This is a genomic window from Thermocrispum municipale DSM 44069 (genome assembly GCF_000427825.1).
Taxonomy (GTDB): domain Bacteria; phylum Actinomycetota; class Actinomycetes; order Mycobacteriales; family Pseudonocardiaceae; genus Thermocrispum; species Thermocrispum municipale.
The window spans coordinates 250,563-274,222 of record NZ_ATYT01000007.1 but is presented as its reverse complement, the minus strand read 5'-3'; the positions used below and the strand labels follow the sequence as shown (position 1 = coordinate 274,222).

Genomic DNA, 23,660 nt, shown 5'->3' with positions numbered 1-23,660 from the left:
CCTGCAACTGCTCCTCACGACTCGAGGGACCGGCCTTACCGCCCTCGGCAACCCCGGCCCGGCCGCCCTCGAGGAACTGGGCCTTCCACCGCGACACCGACTGCTCCGAGACCTTGTTCCGCCGAGCGGCCTCGGCGATCGTCATCTCCCCGGACAGCACGCTCAGCACGATCCGGATCTTGTCCTCCACCGGGAACACCGGGGGACGGCTCATCGTCATACCTCCTGCTCAGGAACCTACATAACCCCTGAGCCACAAAGTCTGACGCGCGACAACCGGCGGTACCGAGCTTCGATAAGTGTGCGCGTCCCCAGCCAACGCCCTCACCCCCAGGGCAACTGACTGTAATCACGCTGCTACCGAAGTTCAATGAACGTCGCCCGAACTGTGAACACGCACAGTTGTCAGGCGGAAACCAGCTCGTCGAGCAGGGCCGGTTCGAATGCTTGCCCGATGACCATGAAGGCCGCGCCGAGCACACCCGCGCGTTCGCCCGCACGCGAGGTCACGATGCGCAGATGCTGGGTGGCGAGCGGCAACGACCGGCGATAGACGACTTCGCGAACACCCGCGATCAGGTGCTCCCCGGCCAGCGACAACGACCCGCCGATGACGATCACCGAGGGGTTGAACAGGCTCACGGCGGTGGCCAGCACCTCGCCGATGTCCCGCCCGGCCTGCCGCAACATCGTCAACGCGGGCACCGAGCCACTGCGCGCCAACGCCACCACGTCCGAGCTGGACGACGCGGGCGTGCCCGCGGCCGTGAGCTTGGCGGCCACCGCGGCGCCGCTGGCGATGGCTTCCAGACAGCCGACATTCCCGCAGCGGCACGGCACGTCCGCGCCGTGCGGCAGCTGCACATGGCCCATGTCCCCGGCCGCACCTTGGGCGCCGCGGTGCAAGCGGCCATCGCTGATCAGACCGGAACCGATACCGGTGGCGACCTTGACGAACAGCAGGTCCGACGCGTCCGGCCACTGGGTTCGGTGCTCGCCCAGGGCCATGATGTTCACGTCGTTGTCGACGTAGGTGCGGGCGTGCAGGCGCTGGTGGACATAGCCCATCACGTCGAAGTTGTCCCAGCCCGGCATGATCGGCGGGCTGTTCGGCCGCCCGGTGGAATGCTCGACCGGGCCGGGGAGCCCCACACCCACCCCGAGCAGGTCGTCCGGGTGCCGGTTGACCTGGGCGAGCAGCCGCTTGCCGCCGGCGCACACCTCGTCCAGCACCTTCTCCGGCCCCTCGGCGATGTCCTGCTCGTGGCTCTCCTCGGCGAGCACGTTGCCGTCCAGATCGGTGACGGCCAGCAGCATGTGCGTGGCCCCGATGTCGGCGGCCAGCACCACCCGCGCCGCGGGATTGAAAGCGAACATCGTCGGCGGCCTGCCGCCGGTGGACTCGGCTTTGTCGGCATGCCGCAGGAACCCCGACGCGAGCAGTGTCTCGATCCGTTCGGCGACGGTCGACCTGGCCAAACCGGTCTCCGCAACCAGCTCGGCGCGCGTGCGCGGCTTTCCGTCACGCAGCCGTTGCAGCAGCGCTGCGGTCCCAGCTGCCGGCCCGGGCGGCCGCAGGTCGTTCACCCTCATCGTCAACCGTCTTCCGCTTCGCCGTGCCTCTGCGTCAACCGTAGAACACCGAGGACTTTCGTCATCAGCATCGTGACTTCGAACCGATTGTTGCGCAAGTTTAGCTTGACGTACCTACAAAAGTCCTCGTACGGTTCGGCGCATGACCAATCCGGCGACGACGCCGCAGCCCGCCACCACGGGCCGGTCCCTGTTGCGGATGCAGGGGATCGTCAAGCACTTCCCCGGGGTGCGCGCGCTGGATGGTGTCGACCTGGAGGTCCTGCCGGGCGAGGTGCACTGCGTGCTCGGCCAGAACGGCGCGGGCAAGTCGACGTTGATCAAAGTGCTCTCCGGCGCCCACCAGCCCGACGACGGCACGATCACCTGGGAAGGCGAGCCGGTCCGGTTACCGCATCCGCAGTCCGCGATGGACCTCGGGATCGCCACGATCTACCAGGAGCTCGACCTGGTGGACGGGCTGTCGGTGGCGGAGAACATCTTCCTCGGCCATGAGCCGCGCACGGCGGGGTTCGTCCGTCGTCACGCCATGCGCCGCGCGGCCGCCGATCTTCTCGCGCGCCTCGGACACCCGGAGGTCGACCCGGCCACCGAGGTGGGCAGGCTGTCGGCCGCGGGCAAGCAGATCGTGAGCATGGCTCGCGCGCTGTCGCACGACGCCAAGCTGATCATCATGGACGAGCCGTCCGCCGTGCTCGACCAGCAGGAAGTGCAGCGCTTGTTCGGCGTGATCGGTGACCTGGCCGCATCCGGGGTCGCGGTCGTGTACATCTCGCACCGGCTGGAGGAGATCCGGCAGATCGGTGACCGGGTGACCGTGCTCAAGGACGGCCGGACCGTCGCCGCCGGGTTGTCCGCGGCGGACACGCCGACCAGCGAGGTCATCCGGCTGATGACCGGCCGCACCATCGCCCACGCCTTCCCCGAGCGTCCGACGGGCCGGCCTGCAGGGGGACCGGTCCTGTCGGTGCGGGGCCTGGCCAGGCCGGGCGAATTCGCCGACGTGTCGTTCGACGTGCACGCCGGGGAGATCGTCGGCCTGGCCGGGCTCGTCGGCTCCGGTCGCTCGGAAATCCTCGAGACGATCTTCGGCGCACGCAAGGCGGCGGCCGGGACGGTGACCGTCAACGGTGTCGAGCTGCGGCCGGGCAGCATCGCCGCTGCGGTGTCGGCGGGCCTCGGGCTGTGCCCGGAAGAGCGCAAGAGTCAGGCGTTGGTGCTGGACGACGCGATCTTCCGCAACGTCACGATGGCCAGCCTGGGCACGTTCGCGAAAGCCGGATTCCTGGACCGCGCCGCCGAGCGCTCGGCGGCCGAGGAACGCCTGGTCGACCTCGACGTCCGGCCCGCGGGCGTGGACCGGCTGGTGCGCACGCTCTCCGGTGGCAACCAGCAGAAGGTCGTGCTGGCCCGGTGGCTGCTGCGCGAGTGCAAGGTGCTGCTGCTCGACGAGCCGACCCGCGGGGTGGACGTGGGAGCCCGCGCCCAGCTGTACGAGCTGATCCGCGAGCTGGCCGACGCCGGGCTCGCGGTCGTGCTGGTGTCCAGCGAGATCACCGAGGTCATCGGGTTGTCCGACCGTGTGCTGGTCGTCTCCAACGGCCGCGTGCTCACCGACACCCCGGCGAGCGAGATCACCGAGCACGACGTGCTCGGCATGGTGATGGAAGGTGAAGTCGCATGACTGGCAGTGGTGCCGGTACCGCCGAAGGGGTGCGGGTCGATCGTCCGGAGAGCGGAAGCGGCCGCTGGCCTGTGCTGCTGTCCGGGGCGACGGGCCGCAACCTCGGCTTGGTCCTTGCCTTGCTGTTGCTCTGCGCGGTCGGCGCGATCACCGCGGGCGACCGGTTCGTCGACTTCGGCAACGTGATGACCGTGCTGCGACTGGCCTCGGTCATCGGCGTGGTCAGCGTCGGGATGACGTTCGTGATCGCCGGTGGCGGCATCGACCTGTCGGTCGGCGCGATCGTCGCGCTGGCGTCGGTGTGGGCGACCACGCTGGCCACGCAGCGGATCGCGACCGACTACGGCTGGGTCGTCGTCGTGACCACGGCGCTGGCGGTCGGCGCCGCATGTGGGTTGATCAACGGTCTGCTCATCGCCTACGGACGAATAGCACCGTTCATCGTCACGCTGGCGATGCTGGCAGGCGCCCGCGGCCTCGCCGAGATGATCGCGGGAAAGAAGACGCAGATCGTCACCGTGCCCGGGTTCGTCGATTTCTTCTCCGGCCGGGTACTGGGCATCCCGGTGCTGGTGATCATCTTCGCTGCGGTCGCCGTCGGCGGCTGGATCCTGCTCAACCGCACCACGTTCGGCCGCCGCACGCTGGCCGTCGGCGGCAACGTCGAGGCCGCCCGGCTGGCGGGCATCAAGGTGCAACGGCACACCACGATGCTGTACGTCCTGCTCGGCCTGGCGTGCGGTCTCGCCGCGATCATGCTGTTGGCCCGCACCACCGCGGGCACCTCGACGCACGGTCAGCTCTACGAACTCGACGCGATCGCCGCCGTGGTGATCGGCGGGACGCTGCTCTCCGGCGGCCGCGGCACCATCGTCGGCACCGTGCTCGGCGTGCTGATCTTCACCACGTTGACCAACGTGTTCACCCTCAACGACCTCGACACGTCGACCCAGGCCGTGGCCAAGGGCGTGATCATCGTGGTCGCCGTGCTGCTGCAGCAGCGGTTCGCCCGCCGCTCGGACAGTCCGCCGCACCCCGCCCGAGCCGGCGGAGCTGGGGGTGCCGCCGGCTCGAGCGGCACTTAGACCTGCGCGTTTCTGCCACGCATTCGTTCGATCCCACTCAGGAGGAACCATGGCCAGCAACTCCGCCCGGCTGCGCTCGGCCGGATTACTCGCGGCGATAGGCCTGATCATCGCCTCGTGCACCAGCAACACGCCGGAGGACAGCGGTGGCGGCGGCCCGGTCAACGCGGCCAGTCCGAACGACGACCCCGGCAAGAAGGTGGTGATCGGGTTCTCCGGGCCGGAGGCCGACCACGGCTGGCTCGGCGCGATCAACTCGACCGCGCTGAAGGAGGCGAAGAAGTACTCCGACGTCACGCTGCGGGTCGCCGAGGGCACCAACGACCCGAGCATGCAGATCAGCCACGTCGAGACGTTCATCAACGACAAGGTCGACGCCATCGTGCTGCTGCCCACCGACGGTGCCGCGCTGACCAAGGTGGCGACCGAGGCCATGGAAGCCGGCATCCCGGTGGTGAATGTCGACCGCGAGTTCTCCAGCGAGTTCGCGGCCCGCACCACGATCCTGGGCGACAACTACGGCATGGGCATGTCCGCGGGCACCTACGCGTGCAAGCTCATCGAGAAGGAGAAGATGGGCGACGACCCGGTCATCGCGGAGATCGCGGGCCTGGACTCGTTGCCGCTGACCCAGGACCGTTCGCGCGGCTTCCGGGACGCGCTCAAGGCGTGCGGGCAGAAGGTGGATCACCGGGTGGCGGCGGAATTCACCGTCGAGTCCGGCGAGGAAGCGGCCTCCAACCTGCTGCAGGCGGCCAAGAAGATCGACATCGTGTGGAACCACGACGACGACCAGGGGGTCGGCGTCAAGGCCGCCTTCGACGCGGCCGACCGGGACGAGTTCAAGTTCATCGGCGGCGCGGGCTCGGCCAACGCGATGCGCTGGATCAAGGCGGGCGAGATGGAGGCCACCGTGCTCTACCCGCCGACCCAGGCGGCCGACGGCATCCGGCTGGCCCGGCTGCTCGCCCAGAACAAGGGCATGTCCGACCTGGTCCAGGTGGAGGTCCCGCGGCGCATCGTGCTGAACGCGCCCGTGGTGACCAAGGAGAACGTGGACAAGTACATGCCGCTGGGCTTCGAGTCCTGACAACCGACAGGCAGGGATGAACACCGTGGGTGAACCGACGATCGGCATCGGCGTCATCGGCTACGCCTTCATGGGCAAGGCGCACTCGCAGGGCTGGCGCAGCGCGCGCAGCTTCCTGCGACCCGCGCTCGAACCCAAGCTGGTGGCGTTGGCCGGGCGGGACGCCGATGCCGTCGCCGACATCGCGCGCCGGTTCGACTGGCAGGACACCGAGACCGACTGGCGCGCGGTGATCGAGCGGGACGACGTGGAGCTGGTGGACATCTGCACCCCGGGGGACACCCACGCCGAGATCGCCATCGCCGCGTTGCAGGCGGGCAAGCACGTGCTGTGCGAGAAGCCGCTGGCCAACTCGGTGGCGGAGGCCGAGGCCATGGCGGACGCCGCGGACAAGGCGCGGGCGGAAGGTGTGCGAGCCATGGTCGGGTTCACCTATCGGCGGGTGCCCGCACTCGCGCTGGCCCGGTCGATGATCGCGGCCGGGCGCCTCGGCGAGATTCGGCACGTGCGGGCGCAGTACTTGCAGGACTGGCTCACCGACCCGCAGGCGCCGCTGACCTGGCGGCTGCAGGCCGAGCGGGCGGGTTCCGGGGCGCTCGGCGACATCGGCGCGCACATCATCGATCTCACTCAGCACGTCACCGGGCAGCGGATCACCGGCGTCAGCGCGACGACCAGGACGTTCGTGCCGGAGCGCCCGCTGTCGGACAACGGTGCAGGCACCGGGAAGGTCACCGTGGACGACGCGGTGGCGTTCACGGCCCGGTTCTCCGGCGGCGCGCTGGGCACGTTCGAGGCGACCCGGTTCGCCAACGGCCGGAAGAACGCACTACGCATCGAGATCAACGGGTCACAGGGGAGCTTGGCGTTCGACCTGGAAGAGCTGAACGTCCTGCAGTTCTACGACGGCGCGGCGGGCCAGGAGGCCGGATTCACCCGCATTCTGGTGACCGAGCCGGAGCATCCGTACCTGGCGGGCTGGTGGCCGCCGGGGCATCTGCTCGGCTACGAGCACGGCTTCGCGCATCAGGCGGCCGACATGCTCAACGCGATCGCCGAAGGCGTCGACCCGGAGCCGACGTTCGCCGACGGACTCGCGGTGCAGCGGGTGATCGGCGCGGTGCAGGAAAGCGCCGCGCGGGACTGTGTGTGGACCTCGATCGAGCAAGCGACGGAGGTGGCGCGATGAAGCGGCCGGTCACGTTGTTCACCGGGCAGTGGGCGGACCTGCCGTTCGAGGAAGTGGCGCGGCTGGCCGCGCAGTGGGGTTACGACGGCCTGGAGATCGCCTGTTGGGGCGACCATCTGGATGTGTGGCGGGCGGCCGAGGACGATGCCTACCTGCAGTCGCGGTTGGACATTCTCAAGGCCAACAACCTGCAGGTGTGGGCGATCTCGAATCACCTGAAGGGTCAGGCGGTGTGTGACGACCCGATCGACGAGCGGCACCAGGCGATCGTGTCCGAACGGGTCTGGGGCGACGGCGACCCGGAGGGTGTGCGGCAGCGGGCCGCCGAGGAGCTGAAACTCACCGCGAAGGTGGCGGCCCGGATGGGCGTCCGGACCGTGGTCGGCTTCACCGGGTCGTCCATCTGGCAGTACGTGGCGATGTTCCCGCCGGTGCCCGCCGAATGGATCGACGCCGGCTACCAGGACTTCGCCGACCGCTGGAACCCGATCATGGACGTCTTCGACGCCGAAGGGGTCCGGTTCGCGCTCGAGGTGCACCCGTCGGAGATCGCCTACGACTACTGGTCCACCAAGCGCGCGCTCGAGGCCATCGGACACCGGGAGGCGTTCGGGCTGAACTGGGACCCCAGCCACATGGTGTGGCAGCAGATCGACCCGGTCGGCTTCCTGGTCGACTTCGCCGACCGCATCTACCACGTGGACTGCAAGGACACCAAGATGGCGGTGGGCAACGGCCGCAACGGCAGGCTGAGCTCGCACCTGCCGTGGGGCGACCCGCGGCGCGGCTGGGACTTCGTGTCCGCAGGCCGCGGCGACATCAATTGGGAGGCCTGTTTCCGCGCACTGGACTACATCGGCTACGACGGACCGATCTCCATCGAGTGGGAGGACGCGGGCATGGACCGGCTGCAAGGCGCGCCGGAGGCCTTGCAGTTCATCCGCGACCAGCTCTTCGACCCGCCGGCAGGCGCGTTCGACTCAGCGTTCAGCAACCAGTGACGTCGATGCGGTAGAAACCGCTGCATGAGCGACTGGGCATCCGGGTCGTGGTTGGCTGCCGCCACGACGTGGCTGGACGAGCAGCTGGCCGCGGCGGGGATTCGTCGCACGGGCGAGGTCACCCAGCCCCACCTGAAAGCGTGGGCCACCGCATTGCGTGCGCCGACCGATGCCGGAACGGTGTGGCTGAAGGCCGCAGGTCCGGGGACCGCGTTCGAGATCCGGCTCTACCCGGTGCTGTTCGCGGCCGCGCCGGCCGGCGTGCTCGAGCCGATCGCGGTCGACGAGGAGCGCGCGTGGATCGTCCTCCCCGACGGCGGGCCGACCCTGTTCAAGCAAACCGGGGGCGACTGGGACAAGCTGGTGGAGCGTCTGGTCACAGCGGTGGCCGACTACGCGACGCTGCAGCGTGAAGTCCAGTCGTCGGTGCTCGAGATGCGGGAGCGAGGCGTGCCGGACATGCGGCCGGAGGTCATGCCGGACCGCTTCGACGAAGCCGTGGCCTCGGTCGCGGAATATGCAGGCACCAAGGCTGACGACGACCAGCGCGCGGCGTTCGAACGCGTGCGAGCGATGCGCGACGAGGTGAAGCGCTGGTCCGAGCGCCTCGCCGGCTCGCGGGTGGGCGTCAGCATCGACCATCACGACCTGCATCCGGGCAACATCCTGGGCGAGCCCGGTGAGCCCGCGCGCTTCTACGACTGGGGCGACGCGGCGATCGCGCACCCGTTCTTCAGCATGTTCGTGCCGCTCAACTTGGTCGCCGACGAGGCCGGGGAAGCCGCAGCGCGTCGGTTGCGGGACAGCTACCTCGACGTCTTCGCCGACGTAGCGCCCGAGGCCGAGCTGCGCGAGGAACTCGATCTGGCCTGCCGGTTGACCAAGGTGGCGCGCACGCTCACCTGGCAGCGGGCCTTGCAGCTGGCCGACGACGACCACAAGTTCGCCTCGGCACCACTGAAGACCCTGCTGTCGGTGGAGAAGCCGTCGTACGCGTCGTGAAACGGCACCGCCCCCGGGGGGTGGGATCCCGGGGGCGGTTTGGGGGGCGTCCGGTCCGGGGCATTGCGAGGGCGGTGAGTACCCCGGACCCGGCCCGAGCGCACCCGACACGGCGACCGGAAGGGGAACGGTCACCTGTCCGCCGGCAGGTGACCTGCCCGGCGGTGGTGCGTCCGGCCATACCGTACGGCCTGCGCTCGGCTCATGGCGTGATCGCCGGCCGGCAACCATGCGATCGTGCTACCGACACGGATACCGTCGGGTGGCCGGTTCACTCGGCCGAGTCATGACCTCACTGCGTGGGTGCCGTTCGGTTCAGCGCTGCCGGGTGGCCAGCAGCAGCTGCAGATGACAGCAGAGCCGTTCGCGCGGATCCTCCAGCGTCAGCCCGCCGATCTCGGCGGCCCGGCGAACCCGGTGGCGCAAGGTGTTCGGATGGATGTGCAAACCCGCCGCGGCGGAACGGACGTCACCCATCGCGTCGAGGTAGGCGAGCAGCGAGCGGGCCAGATCCGTGCCCTGATCCGCGTCGTGGTCCACCAGTGCCCGCACCGCCGGATCGCGCAGGTCGGTGTGCTCCTCCAGCAACTTCAACGTCTCGCCCAGCAGCACGTCGGCGCGCCGGTCGGTGATGGTGGCGACGTCGGTTTCCGGGGTGCGGGCCAGCGCATCGAGCACCCGGTCCGCGTCCGACCGCGACACCGGGACGTCGGCCAACGACGACACCGGGCCGCCGATCCCGACCTGCACGGTCTGCCCGGACCGTCGCCGCAAAACGGCCACCACGTCCCGCGCCAACGTGATCAGGCCCGGCTCGGTGCGGTCCGTCCGCACTTCGGGCAGCACCGCGTACACGCGTGAGTCCACCGCGCCGACGAGCGCGCCACGACGAAACGACGTCATGTGCACCGACACCGTGGTGGCCAGCTCGACCCGCTGCAGTTCGAGGGTCGGCCGGTCGTGCTGCGTACCCCGGGCCTCGAACGCCGCCACCACGGCGGACACCGAGGAGTCCAAGCCCAGCTGACCGGCCACCAGGTCCGCGCTCGCGCTGCCGTCGAGCAGCCCGGCGACCAACTCGCCACGCGAGCGCCCGGGCGCCCCGCGGCGCCGCAGGAGATGCACCGCGGCCAGGCGGGCCGCGCCGATCAGCGCGGACTCGGCATGTTCGGAGAACGGCTGATTGCCCTGCTGCACCCAGATCGCTCCCAGGTGCTGATTGCCCGCACGGATGCCGATGGCCAGCCGGGCCCGGATGCCGAGCTCGGGATGTGCCTGGATGCGCACGACTTCGTTCGACGTGCGGAGCCGGTGGTAGACGCCCCACTGCCGGAGCAGCTCCAGATACGGCTCGGGACCCTGCCACCCCAGAATCGACAGCCGCCGCAGGTCGTCGACCTCATCGCCGGAGCGTGAGTAGGCCAGCACGCGCGGCGCGGTGTCCTCGATGCTCACCGCCCCGCCGGTCAACGCGGCCACGGACTGCGCGAGCGCGAACAGATCCTCGGCCGGTTCCGCCTCGGGCGTGCTGTCCGCGTGCACGGCGAAGCTGTCCAGCACCTCGCGGATGACCGCGGCCAGCTGGTCCCACCGAACTTGCGGCCGCACCGCCAGCAACGCGACGCTCGCATCCTCGGCGGCCTCGCGCACGTCCCGTTCACCGCCCGGGCTCGTCTTGACCGCGACCGCCGACGCGCCGTGCTGACCGGCCATCCGGACCGCCCGCGCAGCTTCGCGTCCGCGCGCTCCGATGACCAGCACCAGCTCGTCGCGGTAGCTACCGGGATCGTCGTCGGGATCGAGGATCGCCAGTCCGCGCACGTGTGTCTGCGGGTCGCCGGAGCGCAGATCCATCAACGACGCGCCGACGGCCAGCAGCAGGCGGCTCAACTCGACCATTGTGCGACCTTACAACAGCGACCACGGAGCTCTGTCCGCACGGACAATCCGCACGCCTCGGTAATTCCTTACCGTTCGGTCAGGCATTTTTACCTGGCTGTCCGCTGGTGAGGAGAAACCATGTTGCGAGCGTCGCTGATCGCCGCATCCCGCTCGCGCCGGCTACGCGGTATCGCGGAGCGGTCGGCGTTGGTCGGACGAGTCGTCGATCGTTTCGTCGCCGGGAAGGACGCGCCGACGGCGGTCGCCACGGTGCGCGGGCTCGCCCGCGAACGGCTGGTCACCCTGGACCTGCTTGGCGAGGACACCCGCGACGAAAGGCAGGCCGAGCAGACCGCGGAAGCCTACGAGCACCTGCTGGCCCGGCTGGCCGACGAAGGCCTCACCGACCGGGTCGAGGTGTCGGTGAAGCTGTCCGCGCTCGGCCAGGCGCTGGGCAGGGACGGCGACAAGATCGCGCTGGACAACGCCAGGCGGATCTGCGACGCGGCGGCCGCCGCGGGCACCACGGTCACGGTGGACATGGAGGACCACACCACCACCGACGCCACGCTGCAGACCGTGCAAGACTTGCGGGTCGACTTCCCGTGGGTCGGCGCGGTGCTGCAGGCCTACCTTCGTCGGACCGAGGGCGACTGCGTCGCGCTGTCCGGGCCGGGATCGCGCATCCGGCTGTGCAAGGGTGCCTACGACGAGCCTGCCTCGGTGGCCTACCGCAGCAAGCAGGAGGTGGACGCCTCCTATGTGCGGTGCCTGCGCATCTTGATGAACGGCGACGGCTACCCGATGGTCGCCACGCACGACCCGCGGCTGATCACCATCGCCGAACACCTGGCGGGCCAAGCGGGTCGCACGGAATTCGATTTCGAGTTCCAGATGCTGCACGGAGTGCGTGAGCAGGAACAACAACGGCTGGCGCACGCAGGACGGCGCATTCGCTGTTACGTTCCGTTCGGATCACAGTGGTACCCGTATTTCATGCGGCGGCTGGCCGAGCGGCCGGCGAATCTGGCATTCTTCCTGCGCTCTTTCGTCAGTACCACCTGATTGACTGACCGAGAGGACAACCCATGTCGGTGATCTCGCACATACGGTCGGACATCCTCCGACGCAAACCGCTCGAGCACATCGAGGAGGTCGAGGGCGGAGGGCTGCGCCGCACGCTCGGCTTGTGGCAGCTGACCGCGATCGGTGTCGGTGGCATCATCGGCGCCGGGATCTTCTCGCTGGCAGGCGCGGTGGCCAACCAGACCGCCGGGCCAGCGGTGTTGATCTCGTTCCTGATCGCTGGTGTGGCCAGCGCGGCCGCGGCCTTCTCGTACGCGGAGTTCGCCGGCCTGATCCCGCGCGCAGGGTCGGCCTACACCTACGGCTACGCGGTGCTCGGCGAGTTCGCCGGCTGGTTCATCGGTTGGGACCTGCTGCTGGAGTACACCGCCATCGTGTCCGTGGTGGCGATCGGTATCTCCGGCTACTTCAACGACCTGCTGGGCTTTCTGAACATCGAGCTGCCGCTGTGGATGTCCGGCGCCCCGGGCACCGAGCCGGAGGGCGTGCCGGAAGGCTCGTACGTGGTCAACCTGTTCGCGGTGTTGCTGTGCCTGCTCATCGCGTTCGTGCTGAACCAGGGCATGAAGAGCGCCGCTCGGTTCGAGACCTCGCTGGTCTACCTCAAGGTCGGCGTGGTGCTGCTGGTGATCATCGTCGGCGCCTTCCACATCGACGCGGGCAACTGGGACCCGTTCGCGCCGTTCGGCCTGGCAGGTGCCCTGACCGGCGCGGCGACGGTGTTCTTCGCGGTGTTCGGCTACGACGCGATGTCCACCGCGGCCGAGGAGTCGAAGGACTCGCAGAAGCACATGCCGAAGGCGATCATCTACTCGCTGGTCATCTCGATGGTGCTGTACGTACTGGCCTGCCTGGTGCTGACCGGCATGGTGAACTACACCGAGATCAGCGCCGAGGCCGCCTTCTCCAGCGCGTTCGCCTCGATCGGTCTCGACTGGCTCGGCCTGATCATCGCCGTCGGCGCCATCCTGGGCATCCTCACGGTGCTGTTCACGTTCCTGATGGGTGCCGCCCGCGTCGGCTTCGCGATGAGCCGTGACGGGCTGCTGCCCAAGGGCCTGTCCAAGACCCACCCGACGCGCAAGGTGCCGACCCGGATCACCTGGCTGCTCGGTGTGGCCTCGGCGGTCATCGCCGGGCTGCTGCCGATCGGGGAGGCTGCCGAGCTGACCAACATCGGCATCCTGCTGGCGTTCGTCGTGGTGTGCACCTCGGTGGTGGTGCTGCGCTACCGGCGACCGGAGCTGCCGCGCGGGTTCCGCTGTCCCGGCATGCCGGTGGTGCCCATCATCGGCGTCGTCTTCTCGATCTGGCTGATCACGTTCCTCCAGCCGGAGACGTGGCTGCGGTTCGCCGTGTGGTTCCTCATCGGCTGTGTCGTCTACTTCGCCTACAGCCGCAAGCGGTCCAAGCTGAACGAGCTCTCGGTGGAAGAGAGGTAGGAGCACCGGACGAGGCCCTCGGGTGATCCCGGGGGCCTCGCCACGTGTTGGCCGCGTTCCTGCATCGCGCGGCGCGCTGATCGTCGAATAATGAGGGGCATGACTGACGTGAACGCGTCCGCACGCCTCGCGGAGCTGAAGTCCGGATGCACCCTTGAGCAAGCGCTCGCCCTGTTCGACGACCTGCCGACGGTGCGCTCGACCGAGCTGACCGGCCGGTGGAAAGGCGCCGAGCTGCCCACCGGCCATCCGATGGACGGCCTGCTGACCGCCTCCGGCTGGTACGGCAAGCAGTTCGACGGCCCCGAGGACGTGCACCCGCTGCTGTTCTCCGCCGACGGTGAGGTGTTCGCGGTCGATCCGCGGAAGCTGCCGGTGGGGGTGGCCGACCGACTTCCGCTCGGTGCGGTCGACCGGGTCCGCAAGGCCCTGCCGGTGTTGCGTCCCGCGCTGCGCACCCGCAAGCCGCGGGCTCGGCTGCGTGACGTGGAGTACCGGGGGAAGGTCAGCGCGGCGATGGTCTACGACCACCTGCCGATCATCGACAACTTCCGCCGCGTCGACGAGGACACCTTGCTGGGGGCGATGGACCAGCGGGGTGCGGAGCAGCCGTACTTCTTCCTGCTGTATCGCGAGCGCTGAGCCGGGCTTGCGCCCCGGCCGAGGTGCCGTGCAGCGGGATCGGCAGCGCGTGACGCGGCTGCCGGATGGTCCGGGCTTGCGCTCCGGTCGCGGCGTGGCCGCGTGGCCGGGCTCACGCTCCGGCCACCGTGCCGCGAGTGCCGCGCAGCCGGACCGGCACGCGCGCCGCGGATACCGGGTGGCTCGAGCCGCGCCCCGGCCACGGTGCCGGTGACGGCGCGTGGCCGGGGTGCGCCGCCTTATGCCAGCCCGGCCTTCCGCAACGCCTCGGCCATCGCGCCCTGCGGACGCGGCTCCCGCGAGCGGTTCTGCCTGCCCCGGCCACCCCGGCCGCCCGGCTTCCGCTGGCCGCCCTGGCGCCGGTCGTCCCGGGACCGCTGGGCGGGCTTGCCCGGCTCGTCCTCCAGCCGCATCGTCAACGAGATGCGCTTGCGCTCGGGGTCGACGTCCAGCACCTTCACCCGCACCACTTCACCGGAGCGCACGACGTCCCTCGGGTCGCTGACGAACGAGTTCGACATCGCGGAGATGTGCACCAGGCCGTCCTGATGCACGCCGACGTCGACGAACGCGCCGAACGCGGCCACGTTCGTCACCACACCCTCCAGCACCATGCCCGGCTTGAGGTCGGTCAGCTGCTCGACGCCCTCGGCGAACCGTGCGGTGGTGAACGCCGGACGCGGGTCACGGCCCGGCTTGTCCAGCTCGGCCAGGATGTCGGTGACCGTCGGCAGCCCGAACCGGTCGTCGACGAACTGCCGCGGGTCGAGCTTGCGCAGCGTCGCGCTGTTGCCGATCAGCTCGGCGATCGGCATGCGGGCGGTCTCGGCGATCCTGCGCACCACCGGGTAGGCCTCCGGGTGCACGGCCGAGGCGTCCAGCGGGTCGTCGCCGTTGGGGATCCGCAAAAAGCCCGCGCACTGCTCGAACGCCTTCGGCCCGAGCCGCGGCACGTCCTGCAGCGCCGTGCGCGAGCGGAACGGGCCGTGCGCGTCGCGATGCGCCACGATGCTCTCGGCGAGCGTCGGTCCGATGCCCGACACCCTGGCCAGCAGCGGCACCGACGCCGTGTTCAGGTCGACGCCCACCGCGTTCACGCAGTCCTCGACCACGGCGTCCAGCGACCGGGCCAGCGCGACCTGGGAGACGTCGTGCTGGTACTGGCCGACGCCGATCGACTTCGGTTCGATCTTCACCAGCTCGGCAAGCGGATCCTGCAGCCGCCGCGCGATCGAGACGGCGCCACGCAGCGACACGTCCACGTCGGGCAGCTCCCTGGCGGCGTACTCGGACGCCGAATACACCGACGCCCCGGCCTCGGACACCACGGCCTTGGTCAACTTCAGCTCCGGGTGCCGCCGGATCAGTTCGGCGGCCAGTTTGTCGGTCTCCCGGGACGCGGTGCCGTTGCCGATGGCGATCAGCTCGATGTCGTGCTTGACGGCCAGCTCGCGCAGCGTGGCCAGCGCGGGCTCCCACTGCTGTTGTGGCTGGTGCGGGTAGATCGTGGCGGTGTCGACCAGCTTGCCGGTCCCGTCGACGACGGCGACCTTGACACCGGTGCGGTAACCCGGGTCCAGGCCGATGGTCGGGCGGGTGCCCGCGGGCGCGGCCAACAGCAGGTCACGCAGGTTCGCCGCGAACACGCGCACGGCCTCGTCCTCGGCGATCTGCCGCAGCCGCATGCGCAGGTCGATGCTCAGGTGCAGGTGGATCTTGGTTCGCCAGGCCCAGCGCGCCGTGGTCATCAGCCACTGGTCCGCCGGGCGGCCTTCGTCGGCGATGCCGAACCGGGCGGCGATGATCCGCTCGTACTCCGCACCGGTGTCGGCAGGCTCACCGTCGGCGCCGACCGGCTCGTCCGCCGGCGTGGACAGCTCGAGGATCTCCTCCTTCTCGCCGCGGAACAGGGCAAGGATGCGGTGCGACACCAGCTTGGTGAACGGTTCGGAGAAGTCGAAGTAGTCGGCGTACTTGGCGCCCTCGGTCTCCTTGCCCGGCCGTACCCGGGACACCAGGTACCCGTGCGTCCACATTCGCTCCCGCAGCTCGCCGACCAGGTCGGCGTCCTCGGCGAACCGTTCGATGAGGATGGCCCGCGCCCCGTCGAGCGCCGCTTTGGTGTCCGCGACACCCTTGTCGGCGTCGACGTACTGCGCCGCGGTGGTCTCCGGATCGTGCGTCGGGTCGGACAACAGCGTGTCGGCCAGCGGCTCCAGGCCCGCTTCGCGGGCGATCTGGCCCTTGGTGCGCCGCTTCGGCTTGTAGGGCAGGTAGATGTCCTCCAGGCGAGCCTTGGAGTCGGCCGCCAGGATGCGTTCCTTCAGCTCGTCGGTGAGCTTGCCCTGTTCCCGGATGGACTCCAGGATCGTGGCCCGCCGGTCCTCGAGTTCCCGCAGGTAGCGCAGCCGTTCGTCGAGCTTGCGCAGCTGCGTGTCGTCCATCCCGCCGGTGGCCTCTTTGCGGTACCGCGCCACGAACGGCACGGTGGCGCCACCATCCAGCAACTCCACCGCGGCCCCGACCTGGCGCGGGCTCACACCGAGTTCTTCGGCGATGCGGTGATGGATGGTGGTCTGGACGCTCGGTGTCACGCTTGTCCCTTCTGGTCTTCCTCGTTCCGGCGGGCAATTCTCACCGAGCTGGACTACCCGGTCTGCACCGGGCCGGGATTAGCCCCGGACGTCACTCACCGAACTCGACTACCCGGTTTGCACCGGGCCGGGAACAGCCCCCGACGTCACGCGCGCCGGGCACCGACGATGCGCAGCGCCAGGTCGGCGTAGAAGTCGGCGATCTCGTCGGGCGACCACGGGCCGTCCTCGCGATACCACCGGGCGATGTCGATGCCCAGCGACAACACCGCCATCGCCGCCTTCGGCGGATCCGACGTGTCGAAGGCGCCGGCGTCCACGCCTTGTTGGATCAGCGCCTGCATCTCGTTCTTGATCTCCCGGCGAAGCGCGGCGATCTCGGACAGATGTTCCGGGCTGAGCGAATTGAGTTCGTAATTCACCACGCGCGCGCTGGTGTGCTCGCGCGCGTGGTGCAACGCGAACGCGCGCATCACCGCGACGAGCCGGTCCGCCGGATCGTCGGCGGAGCCGGCGGCGTCGCGAATGACGGCCAGTGTGTGCTCGTGGCCGATGCGGGAGATCAGGTACAGCAGCTCTTCCTTGCTGCGGTGGTGGACGTACACCGCGGCCGGGCTCATGCCCGCGGCAGCCGCGATGTCGCGAGTACTGGTGCCGTGGAAGCCCCGTTCGGCGAAAGCCGTGACCGCGGCCTGCATCAACCTGGTGCGGGATGCATCGGCTCGGGTGTTGTCCGTGCTGCTCATCGGCCTCGCTGTCCGGGAAGTACCCAGCGGGTGTGTTGACGCTGTCGGCGGCGGCGTGCCAGGGTGAGCCTAACGTACTAAGCGGTCGCTTAGTTGGAGTCGAGCTCAGTGGGGAGCGAGATGGGCAAGCGTTTCGCCGGACGCACCGCAATCGTGACCGGAGCCAGCCGCGGCATCGGCCTGGCGATAGCCCAGCGCCTGGTCGACGACGGCGCTCGGGTCGTCATCACCGCCCGGAAACCCGATCCGCTCGCCGAGGCGGTCGAGCAGCTCGGCGGGAGCGATCACGCTCTCGGGGTGGCCGGGCACGCGGATGACCCCGAGCACCAGCACGAGGTCGTGCAGAAGGCGATCGAAGCCTTCGGTGGGGCGGACCTGCTGGTCAACAACACCGGGATCAATCCGGTCTACGGCCCGCTCATCGACGTCGACCTGGGCGCCGCCCGCAAGATCTTCGAAGTGAACTGCCTGGCCGCGCTGTCCTGGGTGCAGCAGGCCTACCGGGCGTGGATGCGTGAGCACGGCGGAGCGGTGGTCAACGTGTCGTCGATCGCCGGGATCGGCACCGCGCCGGGCATCGGCTTCTACGGCGCGAGCAAGGCCATGCTCAACCACATCACCCAGGAGCTGGCGGTCGAGCTGGGGCCGGATGTCCGGGTCAACGCGGTTGCGCCCGGCATCGTCAAGACCCGCTTCGCCACCGCGCTCTACGAGGGCAAGGAGGCCGAGGTCACGGCCAACTACCCGCTCAAGCGGCTCGGTGTTCCCGACGACGTCGGCAGCGCCGTCTCGTTCTTGCTGTCCGACGACGCCGGATGGATGACCGGGCAGGTGGTGGTCATCGACGGCGGGGTCACGCTGACCGGCGGTGGGCTGTGATGGCCGGGCAACGGGTCGTCGTCACCGGCGCCGGCCACGGCATCGGTCGCGCGCTGGCCACCCGGATGGCCGCGGAAGGCTGCCGGGTCCTGGTCAACGATCTCGACACCGCGGCCGCCGAGCAGGTCGCCGGGGAGATCGGTGCGGAAGTCCTCGGCGGGGACGCCGCGTCCGAGGAGGGCGTCGGCAAGCTGGTGCACGCCGCGCGCGAATTGTGGGGCGGCGTCGATGTCTGGTTCGCCAACGCGGGTATCGAACGTGGCCGGGGCCTGGCGGCCAGTGAGGACGACTGGGCGGCCTCGTTCGAGGTGAACACGCTCGCCCATGTGCGGGCGGCCCGGTTGCTGGTGCCGGAGTGGCTGGAGCGGGCCAGCGGCCGGTTCGTGGTGACCGCCTCCGCCGCCGGTTTGCTGACCATGCTGGGCAGCCCGGCGTACTCGGCGAGCAAACATGCCGCGGTCGCGTTCGCCGAATGGCTGTCCGCGACCTACCGGCATCGCGGCGTCGTCGTACAGGCCATCTGCCCGCAAGGCGTGGAGACCCGCATGGTCGCCGAGTCCGGGCCGTTGCGGGAAGTGCTGGCCCACGACGGCATCGTGTCGCCGGAACACGTCGCCGACGTGGTGTGGGAGGCGATGCAGGACGACCGCTTCCTGATCCTTCCGCACCCGCAAGTGGCGAAGTACTACGCGGCGCGGGCGAGCGACACCGATCGCTGGCTGAGCGGCATGAACAAGGTGCAGCAAGGCGTGGAGGCGCACGATGAGCGGAACTGATGCGGTGGAGGACGTCCGCAGGCGGGTCGCGGAGCTGCTGGCCGCGCACGACCCGGCGACGACCGACCGGCTGGAGTTCTTGCGCGCTCGCTACGACGCCGGCTTGGCGTGGGTGCACTTCCCGCCCGGCCACGGCGGGCTCGGCTACCCGCGCGAGCTGCAGGAAGTCGTCGACGCGGAGCTGGCCGCCGCCGGGGCGCCGGACAACGACCCGCAGGGCAACTTCATCGGGCTCGGCATGGCGGCGCCGACCATCCTGGCGTACGGCACCGAGGAGCAGAAAAAGCGCTATCTCCGTCCGCTGTGGACAGGCGAGGAGATCTGGTGCCAGCTGTTCTCCGAGCCGGGTGCGGGCTCCGACCTGGCGGGCCTGGCCACCAGGGCGGTGCGCGAGGGCGATGACTGGATCGTCAACGGTCAGAAGGTATGGACGTCGTCGGCGCATCGGGCGGACTTCGGCATTCTCGTGGCACGAACCGACCCGGACCAACCCAAGCACCGTGGCTTGACGTACTTCCTGTGCGACATGCACGACCCGGGCGTCGAGGTCCGTGCGTTGCGGCAGATCACCGGTGAGGCGGAGTTCAACGAGGTTTTCCTGACCGACGTGCGTATCCCGGACAGTCAGCGGCTCGGTGAGGTCGGCGAGGGCTGGCGGGTTGCCACGACCACGCTGAACACCGAGCGGGTGGCCATCGGCGGGACGCCGACCCCGCGCGAGGGCGGGATGATCGGCGTGGTCGCGCAGACCTGGCGGGACAACCCCGAACGGCGTCGACCCGAGCTGCACGACGAGTTGCTGCAGCTGTGGGTCGAGTCCGAGGTGGCCAGGCTGACCGGCATGCGGCTGCGGCAGAAGCTGGCGGCGGGGCAGGCGGGCCCGGAAGGCGCGACCACCAAGTTGACGTTCGCGCGGCTGAACCAGGCACTGTCGGGCCTCGAGCTCGAGCTGCTCGAGGACGAAGGGCTGTGCTACGACGACTGGTCGTTCGTCCGCCCGGAGCGGGTCAACTTCACCGGGCGGGAGGCCGGCTACCGGTACTTGCGCAGCAAAGGCAATTCGATCGAGGGCGGCACGTCGGAGATCCTGCGCAACATCGTCGCCGAGCGGGTGCTCGGGTTGCCCGCCGAGCCGCGCACGGACAAGGACATCCCGTGGAAGGAACTGCCGCGATGAGCGAGCTGGATCTGCTCTACACCGAGGTGGAAGAGGACCTGCGGGGTTCGGTGCGCTCGTTGCTCACCGACCGGTGCCCGCCCGATGCGGTGGCCGCGATGTACGACGGCGACCGGTCGGTGGTCGACACGTTGTGGCGCGCGGTGGCCGGTGAGCTGGGGCTGGCCGGGTTGCTGGTGCCGGAGGCGCAGGGCGGCTCGGGCGCGTCCGCGCGGGAAGCGGCCGTCGTGCTCGAGGAGCTGGGCAGGTTCGTCGCTCCGGTTCCGTTCCTGACCAGCAGCGTCATCGCGACCACGGTGCTGCTGGACTCGGACTCCGAGCTGCTGCGGCAGCTGGCTTCCGGTGAGCGCACGGCCGCCTTGGCGGTGCCGTTCTCCACGGCTCCGGACACCGTGGTGCCGGTGGTGCGTGCCGACGGCGGCCGGTTGCACGGTGAGGTCGGCAAGGTGGCCGGGGCGATCGAGGCCGACGTCCTGCTGGTGCCCGTGGTGTCGGACGACGGCTGGACGGTGTACGCAACCTCCGAAGCCACGGTCACGCCCGTGACGTCGCTGGACATGTCGCGGCAGGTGGCCGACGTCCGGTTCGACGGGGTCGCCGCCGAGCCGGTGGTGACCGACGCCTTGCAGGCCGTGCGCCGGGCGCTGCGGGCCGGTGCGGCCCTGCTGGCCTCGGAGCAGTACGGGGTGGCGAGCTGGTGCTTGCACACCACCGTCGAGTACCTCCGGCAACGGCGGCAGTTCGGCCGGATCGTGGGTAGCTTCCAGGCGCTCAAGCACCGGCTGGCGGACCTGTACGCCGGTACGGAGTCCGCGGCGGCAGCCGCCCGCTACGCCGCGGCAGCGCTGGCCGCCGACGATCCCGACCTGCCGGTCGCCGCCGCTGTGGCGCAGTCCTACTGCGGTGACCTGGCGGTGCGGGCGGCCGAGGAGGCGCTGCAGCTGCACGGCGGCATCGGGATGACCTGGGAACACCCGGTGCACCTGTACCTGAAGCGGGCCAAGGCCGACCAGATCGGGCTCGGCACTCCGGGCAGGCATCGGGCCGCGCTGGCGGAGCTGGTCGACCTGCCCGCATAGTGCTCGGCGGGGCATCGTGGTCGGTGCCGATCAGCGGGTGCGCAGCGTGCCGTAGACGATGATGTTGTCGCGGTAGCTGTCGACGCGGTGGTCGAACACCCCGCCGCAGGTGATCAGGCGGATCTCCGGGGCTTCGGTGTCGCCGTAGACCTCGTCGGTCGGGAACTCGTCCTTGCGCACTTGCTGCACGCGCTGGACCACGAACGTGGCAGTGCTGCCGTCCTGCCGCTCGACGATGACCTCGTCGCCTCGCTTCAGCTCGCGCAGCCGGAAGAAGATGCCCGGCCGGCCACCACCGTCCACGTGCCCGAGCAGCACGGACGGGCCGACTTCACCGGGCGTCGGGCTGTGGCGGTACCACGCGGCCTGCATCGGCTCGGTAACCGGTGGCACCTCGACGGTGCCGTCGGCATTGAGGCCGACGGGTTCCAGCGACGAGCGGGCGCCGATGCGCGGTATCGACACCGAGACCGGCTGCGACGGCGGCATCCCGTCGTTGGTGACGGCACGCTTCACCGGAGGCGCTTCACGGGTGGAGGCACCAGCAGGCGGCCCGGCATTCTGCGGCGGCTCGGTCGAGCACCCGGACACCCACGCCAGGGCCAGCACCAGCGCGGCGAGTCCGCGGCGGTACCGGCCCTGGCGCACGGTCGACGACATGGTCAGCGCAGGCCCTTGGCCGAGCGGCGACGAAGCAGCACGCCGCCGGCACCGAGCGCCGCGGCGGCAGCGGCCGTCCCGCCGATGAGCAACGCGGAGTCGTCCTCGCTCACCGGGCCCCCGCCGGTCTCCGCGCCGCCCTTCGGGACGACCTCGACCTGCCCCGGTTTCTCCGAGATGTCCGGCCGCGGGGCCGCGGGTCGGGTCGCCTCCGGCCGCTCTTGCGCGCTGGGTTTGGCCGGGTTCGGCGGCTTCAGCGCGGGCGTCGTGGGCCGCTCCTTGGCAGGCGACGGCGGCTTCGGCGCGGGAGTGCCGGGCTGCTCCTTGGCAGGCAGCGGTGGCTGCGGAGTGGCGTCCGGGCCGTCGGCGGCGAGTGCGGGAGTCGAGCCCAACAGGATGGCTGCGCCCGCGCCGAATCCGGCGGCGATCACGCGAAGGGTTCTCATGGCGTTCCTCCTGACGGCCGGTGCGCACCGGCCCTGGTAACGGGTACCTGCGCTTGATCAAGACCGGGGAGGGCGCGCGTGGCGTTCGCCGACATCGGAATTCGTCGGCCTGCTCACAGCGGGCAACGCGGAACGGCAGCTGGGACGTCAGGGCCGGCTCAGTCCACCAGGTCCGGGCGATGACGAAGTCCGTCGCGCGGCAGGCGCAGGAGGTCCGGGCGATGACGAGGCCTTTCGCGCGGCAAGTGCAGGACGTCCGGGCGATGACGAAGCCGTTCCCGCGGCGGGTGCGGGAAGTCATCCACCGGCATCCAACTCGACGGCCAGGGAGGCGGCAGTGTGCCGCGAGAAGGCTTCGACCGAGGTCCCGGGGGTGTTCGACATGCGTGTGGCGTGCTGAAGATCGACACCGCCCGCGGCCGCAGCACCGTGGGGCGGAACGAACCGGTGTCGCCGGGCGCTCGCGTCGTCCTTGGTGCGGAGCGATCGACTCCGCGCAGCGCTCGGCAGGATGCGATCAGCCGGGACCCGGCAGGCCGGCGGGCGGGATGGTGCGACCGTCCGGATTCGTCGCGCTCGGCGCGATGTCCTCGATTCGTTCGGGCGGGCGCTGCGGAACGATGTCGGACCGTGGCGTCGGGGCGCTCGGCCGCATCTCCTTCTGGGCGGGCTCCTCGGAAACTCGCGGCTCGGTCGGGTTGCGTTGCGATGACCGTGCCGGTTCCTGCTCGATGCTTGCGCCGGGCACCAGGTGCGGTGACGGGCCTTGGGTCGGTGCCGAACCGGCCGAGCTCGTGACGATCGCCAAGCCCACCGTGACGGCGGCGACCGCCGCGGCGGCCCCGCACACACTGGCCACCCGCAGCCGTCGTTCCCTGCGCTGGGCCTGAGTCAACAGGGCATCGGGATCGAGCCGCATGTCCGGCTCGGTGCCGAGGGCATCGCCCAGCAGTTCACGGATCCTGTCCTGCTCGACCGGCTCGCTGTGCAGCCACAGCTCGTCGTAGCGCTTCATCGGACGGCCTCCATCGCCAGCAGGTGCGGTTCGCGCGCGAGCAGCTTGCGCAGCGTGGCCAGGCCTTTGGCCGCTTGGCTCTTGACCGTGCCTTCCGCGCAGCCGAGCATCTGCGCCACGTCCTCGATCGGCAGGTCCTCCCAGTACCGCAGCACGATGACCGCGCGTTGCCGGGCGGGCAGCATGGCCAGCACGCGGCGGGCGTCGAGGGTGGCGTCCGGGTTCTCGGCCGGGGCGACGACCTCGGGAACCGAGTCGCTGACACGCTCCCGTCGCCGCACTATCCGTCGGGACTCGTCCACCGCGGTACGCACCAACACCGTGCGCGCGTACGACTCGACGGCCTCCGCCGCCTTGATCCGCGACCACGCCCGGAACAGCTTCAGCAATGCGATCTGCACCAGGTCCTCCGCGCGGTGCCAGTCACCGCACAGCAAGAAGGCCGTCCGGCGCAGGCTCGGCCCGCGGGTGCGGACGAACTCGACGAATTCGGTATCTCGACCGGTCACACCCTGCCTCCATCTCCTGCCGACAAAGACGGATGGCACGTGCCGGGGTGTTGTACCGGCAGCAGGGGAGTGATGCGAGTCACA

The 23,660-nt window shown here is 70.0% G+C and carries 22 protein-coding genes; 13 read left to right on the top strand and 9 right to left on the bottom strand.

The window, feature by feature from the left end; all coding sequences use genetic code 11:
* Together YWM_RS0109735 and YWM_RS0109730 are read right to left on the bottom strand one after the other, a co-directional pair.
* Window positions 1-214 (bottom strand): helix-turn-helix domain-containing protein (locus tag YWM_RS0109735; protein ID WP_028849833.1); only part of this gene is annotated, 214 nt, incomplete at its 3' end.
* Between the two features lie 191 nt (window positions 215-405).
* Window positions 406-1,593 carry an ROK family protein gene (locus YWM_RS0109730; RefSeq protein WP_028850577.1) on the bottom strand — a complete coding sequence of 396 codons (1,188 nt, stop codon included), beginning with the start codon at window positions 1,591-1,593 and terminating at the stop codon, window positions 406-408.
* A 142-nt stretch (window positions 1,594-1,735) separates the two neighbouring features.
* On the opposite strand from YWM_RS0109730, the gene YWM_RS0109725 reads away from it, so the two are divergent.
* Genes YWM_RS0109725 through YWM_RS0109700 form a run of 6 tightly spaced genes read left to right on the top strand, consistent with a single transcriptional unit; the run spans window position 1,736 to window position 8,644 of the window.
* Window positions 1,736-3,277, top strand: a complete 1,542-nt coding sequence (locus YWM_RS0109725) for a sugar ABC transporter ATP-binding protein (protein WP_245565986.1) — start codon at window positions 1,736-1,738, stop codon at window positions 3,275-3,277.
* The gene (locus tag YWM_RS22905) at window positions 3,274-4,362 is read left to right on the top strand and encodes an ABC transporter permease (RefSeq protein ID WP_052344723.1); all 1,089 of its coding nucleotides are present in this window, start codon (window positions 3,274-3,276) and stop codon (window positions 4,360-4,362) included. Before YWM_RS0109725 ends, YWM_RS22905 begins: the two co-directional genes overlap by 4 nt.
* 49 nt (window positions 4,363-4,411) lie before the next feature.
* The gene (locus YWM_RS0109715; protein WP_043660317.1) at window positions 4,412-5,452 is read left to right on the top strand and encodes a substrate-binding domain-containing protein; all 1,041 of its coding nucleotides are present in this window, start codon (window positions 4,412-4,414) and stop codon (window positions 5,450-5,452) included.
* Window positions 5,453-5,468: 16 nt separating this feature from the next.
* Window positions 5,469-6,641: a Gfo/Idh/MocA family protein gene (locus tag YWM_RS0109710; protein ID WP_028850574.1), complete on the top strand. Its 1,173-nt coding sequence runs from the start codon at window positions 5,469-5,471 to the stop codon at window positions 6,639-6,641.
* Window positions 6,638-7,642: a sugar phosphate isomerase/epimerase family protein gene (locus tag YWM_RS0109705; protein ID WP_028850573.1), complete on the top strand. Its 1,005-nt coding sequence runs from the start codon at window positions 6,638-6,640 to the stop codon at window positions 7,640-7,642. The genes YWM_RS0109710 and YWM_RS0109705 overlap by 4 nt, the downstream gene beginning before the upstream one ends.
* Before the next feature lie 24 nt (window positions 7,643-7,666).
* Entirely contained in the window at window positions 7,667-8,644 is a 978-nt protein-coding gene (locus tag YWM_RS0109700; RefSeq protein WP_028850572.1) for an aminoglycoside phosphotransferase family protein, read from the top strand.
* Window positions 8,645-8,959: 315 nt separating this feature from the next.
* On the opposite strand, the gene YWM_RS0109695 is transcribed toward YWM_RS0109700, so the two are convergent.
* Window positions 8,960-10,543, bottom strand: a complete 1,584-nt coding sequence (locus tag YWM_RS0109695; protein ID WP_028850571.1) for a PucR family transcriptional regulator — start codon at window positions 10,541-10,543, stop codon at window positions 8,960-8,962.
* 120 nt (window positions 10,544-10,663) lie between these two features.
* Between YWM_RS0109695 and YWM_RS0109690 the strand changes: the two genes are divergently transcribed.
* From YWM_RS0109690 to YWM_RS0109680, 3 genes are all read left to right on the top strand, one after another.
* Complete coding sequence (locus tag YWM_RS0109690) at window positions 10,664-11,590, top strand: proline dehydrogenase family protein (protein ID WP_028850570.1); 927 nt, start codon at window positions 10,664-10,666, stop codon at window positions 11,588-11,590.
* A 23-nt stretch (window positions 11,591-11,613) separates the two neighbouring features.
* Window positions 11,614-13,053, top strand: coding sequence for an amino acid permease (locus YWM_RS0109685; protein ID WP_028850569.1), 1,440 nt, complete (start codon window positions 11,614-11,616; stop codon window positions 13,051-13,053).
* Window positions 13,054-13,152: 99 nt separating this feature from the next.
* Window positions 13,153-13,695, top strand: coding sequence for a DUF4334 domain-containing protein (locus YWM_RS0109680; protein WP_211232471.1), 543 nt, complete (start codon window positions 13,153-13,155; stop codon window positions 13,693-13,695).
* 239 nt (window positions 13,696-13,934) lie between these two features.
* On the opposite strand, the gene YWM_RS0109675 is transcribed toward YWM_RS0109680, so the two are convergent.
* Window positions 13,935-16,289 carry a Tex family protein gene (locus tag YWM_RS0109675; protein WP_028850567.1) on the bottom strand — a complete coding sequence of 785 codons (2,355 nt, stop codon included), beginning with the start codon at window positions 16,287-16,289 and terminating at the stop codon, window positions 13,935-13,937.
* A 146-nt stretch (window positions 16,290-16,435) separates the two neighbouring features.
* The gene (locus YWM_RS0109670) at window positions 16,436-17,035 is read right to left on the bottom strand and encodes a TetR-type transcription factor C-terminal domain-containing protein (RefSeq protein ID WP_028850566.1); all 600 of its coding nucleotides are present in this window, start codon (window positions 17,033-17,035) and stop codon (window positions 16,436-16,438) included.
* A 120-nt stretch (window positions 17,036-17,155) separates the two neighbouring features.
* Between YWM_RS0109670 and YWM_RS0109665 the strand changes: the two genes are divergently transcribed.
* From YWM_RS0109665 to YWM_RS0109650, 4 genes are read left to right on the top strand one after another with little or no spacing between them, the layout of a single operon-like run.
* On the top strand, window positions 17,156-17,914 hold the full coding sequence (locus YWM_RS0109665; RefSeq protein WP_028850565.1) for an SDR family oxidoreductase: 759 nt from the start codon (window positions 17,156-17,158) through the stop codon (window positions 17,912-17,914).
* The gene (locus YWM_RS0109660) at window positions 17,914-18,690 is read left to right on the top strand and encodes an SDR family NAD(P)-dependent oxidoreductase (protein WP_028850564.1); all 777 of its coding nucleotides are present in this window, start codon (window positions 17,914-17,916) and stop codon (window positions 18,688-18,690) included. Before YWM_RS0109665 ends, YWM_RS0109660 begins: the two co-directional genes overlap by 1 nt.
* Window positions 18,677-19,867 carry an acyl-CoA dehydrogenase family protein gene (locus tag YWM_RS0109655; RefSeq protein WP_028850563.1) on the top strand — a complete coding sequence of 397 codons (1,191 nt, stop codon included), beginning with the start codon at window positions 18,677-18,679 and terminating at the stop codon, window positions 19,865-19,867. Before YWM_RS0109660 ends, YWM_RS0109655 begins: the two co-directional genes overlap by 14 nt.
* Window positions 19,864-20,946, top strand: a complete 1,083-nt coding sequence (locus YWM_RS0109650; protein WP_028850562.1) for an acyl-CoA dehydrogenase family protein — start codon at window positions 19,864-19,866, stop codon at window positions 20,944-20,946. The genes YWM_RS0109655 and YWM_RS0109650 overlap by 4 nt, the downstream gene beginning before the upstream one ends.
* A gap of 30 nt (window positions 20,947-20,976) precedes the next feature.
* Here YWM_RS0109650 and YWM_RS0109645 read toward each other — a convergent pair whose 3' ends face one another.
* The 4 genes from YWM_RS0109645 to YWM_RS0109630 form a co-directional block, all read right to left on the bottom strand.
* Window positions 20,977-21,606 (bottom strand): class F sortase, encoded by a 630-nt coding sequence (locus YWM_RS0109645; RefSeq protein WP_028850561.1) that lies wholly within the window; start codon window positions 21,604-21,606, stop codon window positions 20,977-20,979.
* 2 nt (window positions 21,607-21,608) lie between these two features.
* Window positions 21,609-22,052 (bottom strand): hypothetical protein, encoded by a 444-nt coding sequence (locus tag YWM_RS22900; RefSeq protein WP_156914719.1) that lies wholly within the window; start codon window positions 22,050-22,052, stop codon window positions 21,609-21,611.
* A 517-nt stretch (window positions 22,053-22,569) separates the two neighbouring features.
* Window positions 22,570-23,067, bottom strand: a complete 498-nt coding sequence (locus YWM_RS0109635; RefSeq protein ID WP_028850560.1) for a hypothetical protein — start codon at window positions 23,065-23,067, stop codon at window positions 22,570-22,572.
* The gene (locus YWM_RS0109630; protein ID WP_028850559.1) at window positions 23,064-23,576 is read right to left on the bottom strand and encodes a SigE family RNA polymerase sigma factor; all 513 of its coding nucleotides are present in this window, start codon (window positions 23,574-23,576) and stop codon (window positions 23,064-23,066) included. Before YWM_RS0109630 ends, YWM_RS0109635 begins: the two co-directional genes overlap by 4 nt.
* Window positions 23,577-23,660 lie beyond the last annotated feature (84 nt).

Bases quoted from the DNA above. Each gene is read 5' to 3' on its own strand.
- YWM_RS0109715 (WP_043660317.1), top strand. From the start codon at position 4,412: ATGGCCAGCAACTCCGCCCGGCTGCGCTCGGCCGGATTACTCGCGGCG.
- YWM_RS22905 (WP_052344723.1), top strand. From the start codon at position 3,274: ATGACTGGCAGTGGTGCCGGTACCGCCGAAGGGGTGCGGGTCGATCGT.
- YWM_RS0109650 (WP_028850562.1), top strand. From the start codon at position 19,864: ATGAGCGAGCTGGATCTGCTCTACACCGAGGTGGAAGAGGACCTGCGG.
- YWM_RS0109705 (WP_028850573.1), top strand. From the start codon at position 6,638: ATGAAGCGGCCGGTCACGTTGTTCACCGGGCAGTGGGCGGACCTGCCG.
- YWM_RS0109655 (WP_028850563.1), top strand. From the start codon at position 18,677: ATGAGCGGAACTGATGCGGTGGAGGACGTCCGCAGGCGGGTCGCGGAG.
- YWM_RS0109670 (WP_028850566.1), bottom strand. From the start codon at position 17,035: ATGAGCAGCACGGACAACACCCGAGCCGATGCATCCCGCACCAGGTTG.
- YWM_RS0109730 (WP_028850577.1), bottom strand. From the start codon at position 1,593: ATGAGGGTGAACGACCTGCGGCCGCCCGGGCCGGCAGCTGGGACCGCA.
- YWM_RS0109645 (WP_028850561.1), bottom strand. From the start codon at position 21,606: ATGTCGTCGACCGTGCGCCAGGGCCGGTACCGCCGCGGACTCGCCGCG.
- YWM_RS0109635 (WP_028850560.1), bottom strand. From the start codon at position 23,067: ATGAAGCGCTACGACGAGCTGTGGCTGCACAGCGAGCCGGTCGAGCAG.
- YWM_RS0109660 (WP_028850564.1), top strand. From the start codon at position 17,914: ATGGCCGGGCAACGGGTCGTCGTCACCGGCGCCGGCCACGGCATCGGT.
- YWM_RS0109725 (WP_245565986.1), top strand. From the start codon at position 1,736: ATGACCAATCCGGCGACGACGCCGCAGCCCGCCACCACGGGCCGGTCC.
- YWM_RS0109695 (WP_028850571.1), bottom strand. From the start codon at position 10,543: ATGGTCGAGTTGAGCCGCCTGCTGCTGGCCGTCGGCGCGTCGTTGATG.
- YWM_RS0109690 (WP_028850570.1), top strand. From the start codon at position 10,664: ATGTTGCGAGCGTCGCTGATCGCCGCATCCCGCTCGCGCCGGCTACGC.
- YWM_RS0109680 (WP_211232471.1), top strand. From the start codon at position 13,153: ATGACTGACGTGAACGCGTCCGCACGCCTCGCGGAGCTGAAGTCCGGA.
- YWM_RS0109700 (WP_028850572.1), top strand. From the start codon at position 7,667: ATGAGCGACTGGGCATCCGGGTCGTGGTTGGCTGCCGCCACGACGTGG.
- YWM_RS0109685 (WP_028850569.1), top strand. From the start codon at position 11,614: ATGTCGGTGATCTCGCACATACGGTCGGACATCCTCCGACGCAAACCG.
- YWM_RS0109710 (WP_028850574.1), top strand. From the start codon at position 5,469: ATGAACACCGTGGGTGAACCGACGATCGGCATCGGCGTCATCGGCTAC.
- YWM_RS22900 (WP_156914719.1), bottom strand. From the start codon at position 22,052: ATGAGAACCCTTCGCGTGATCGCCGCCGGATTCGGCGCGGGCGCAGCC.
- YWM_RS0109665 (WP_028850565.1), top strand. From the start codon at position 17,156: ATGGGCAAGCGTTTCGCCGGACGCACCGCAATCGTGACCGGAGCCAGC.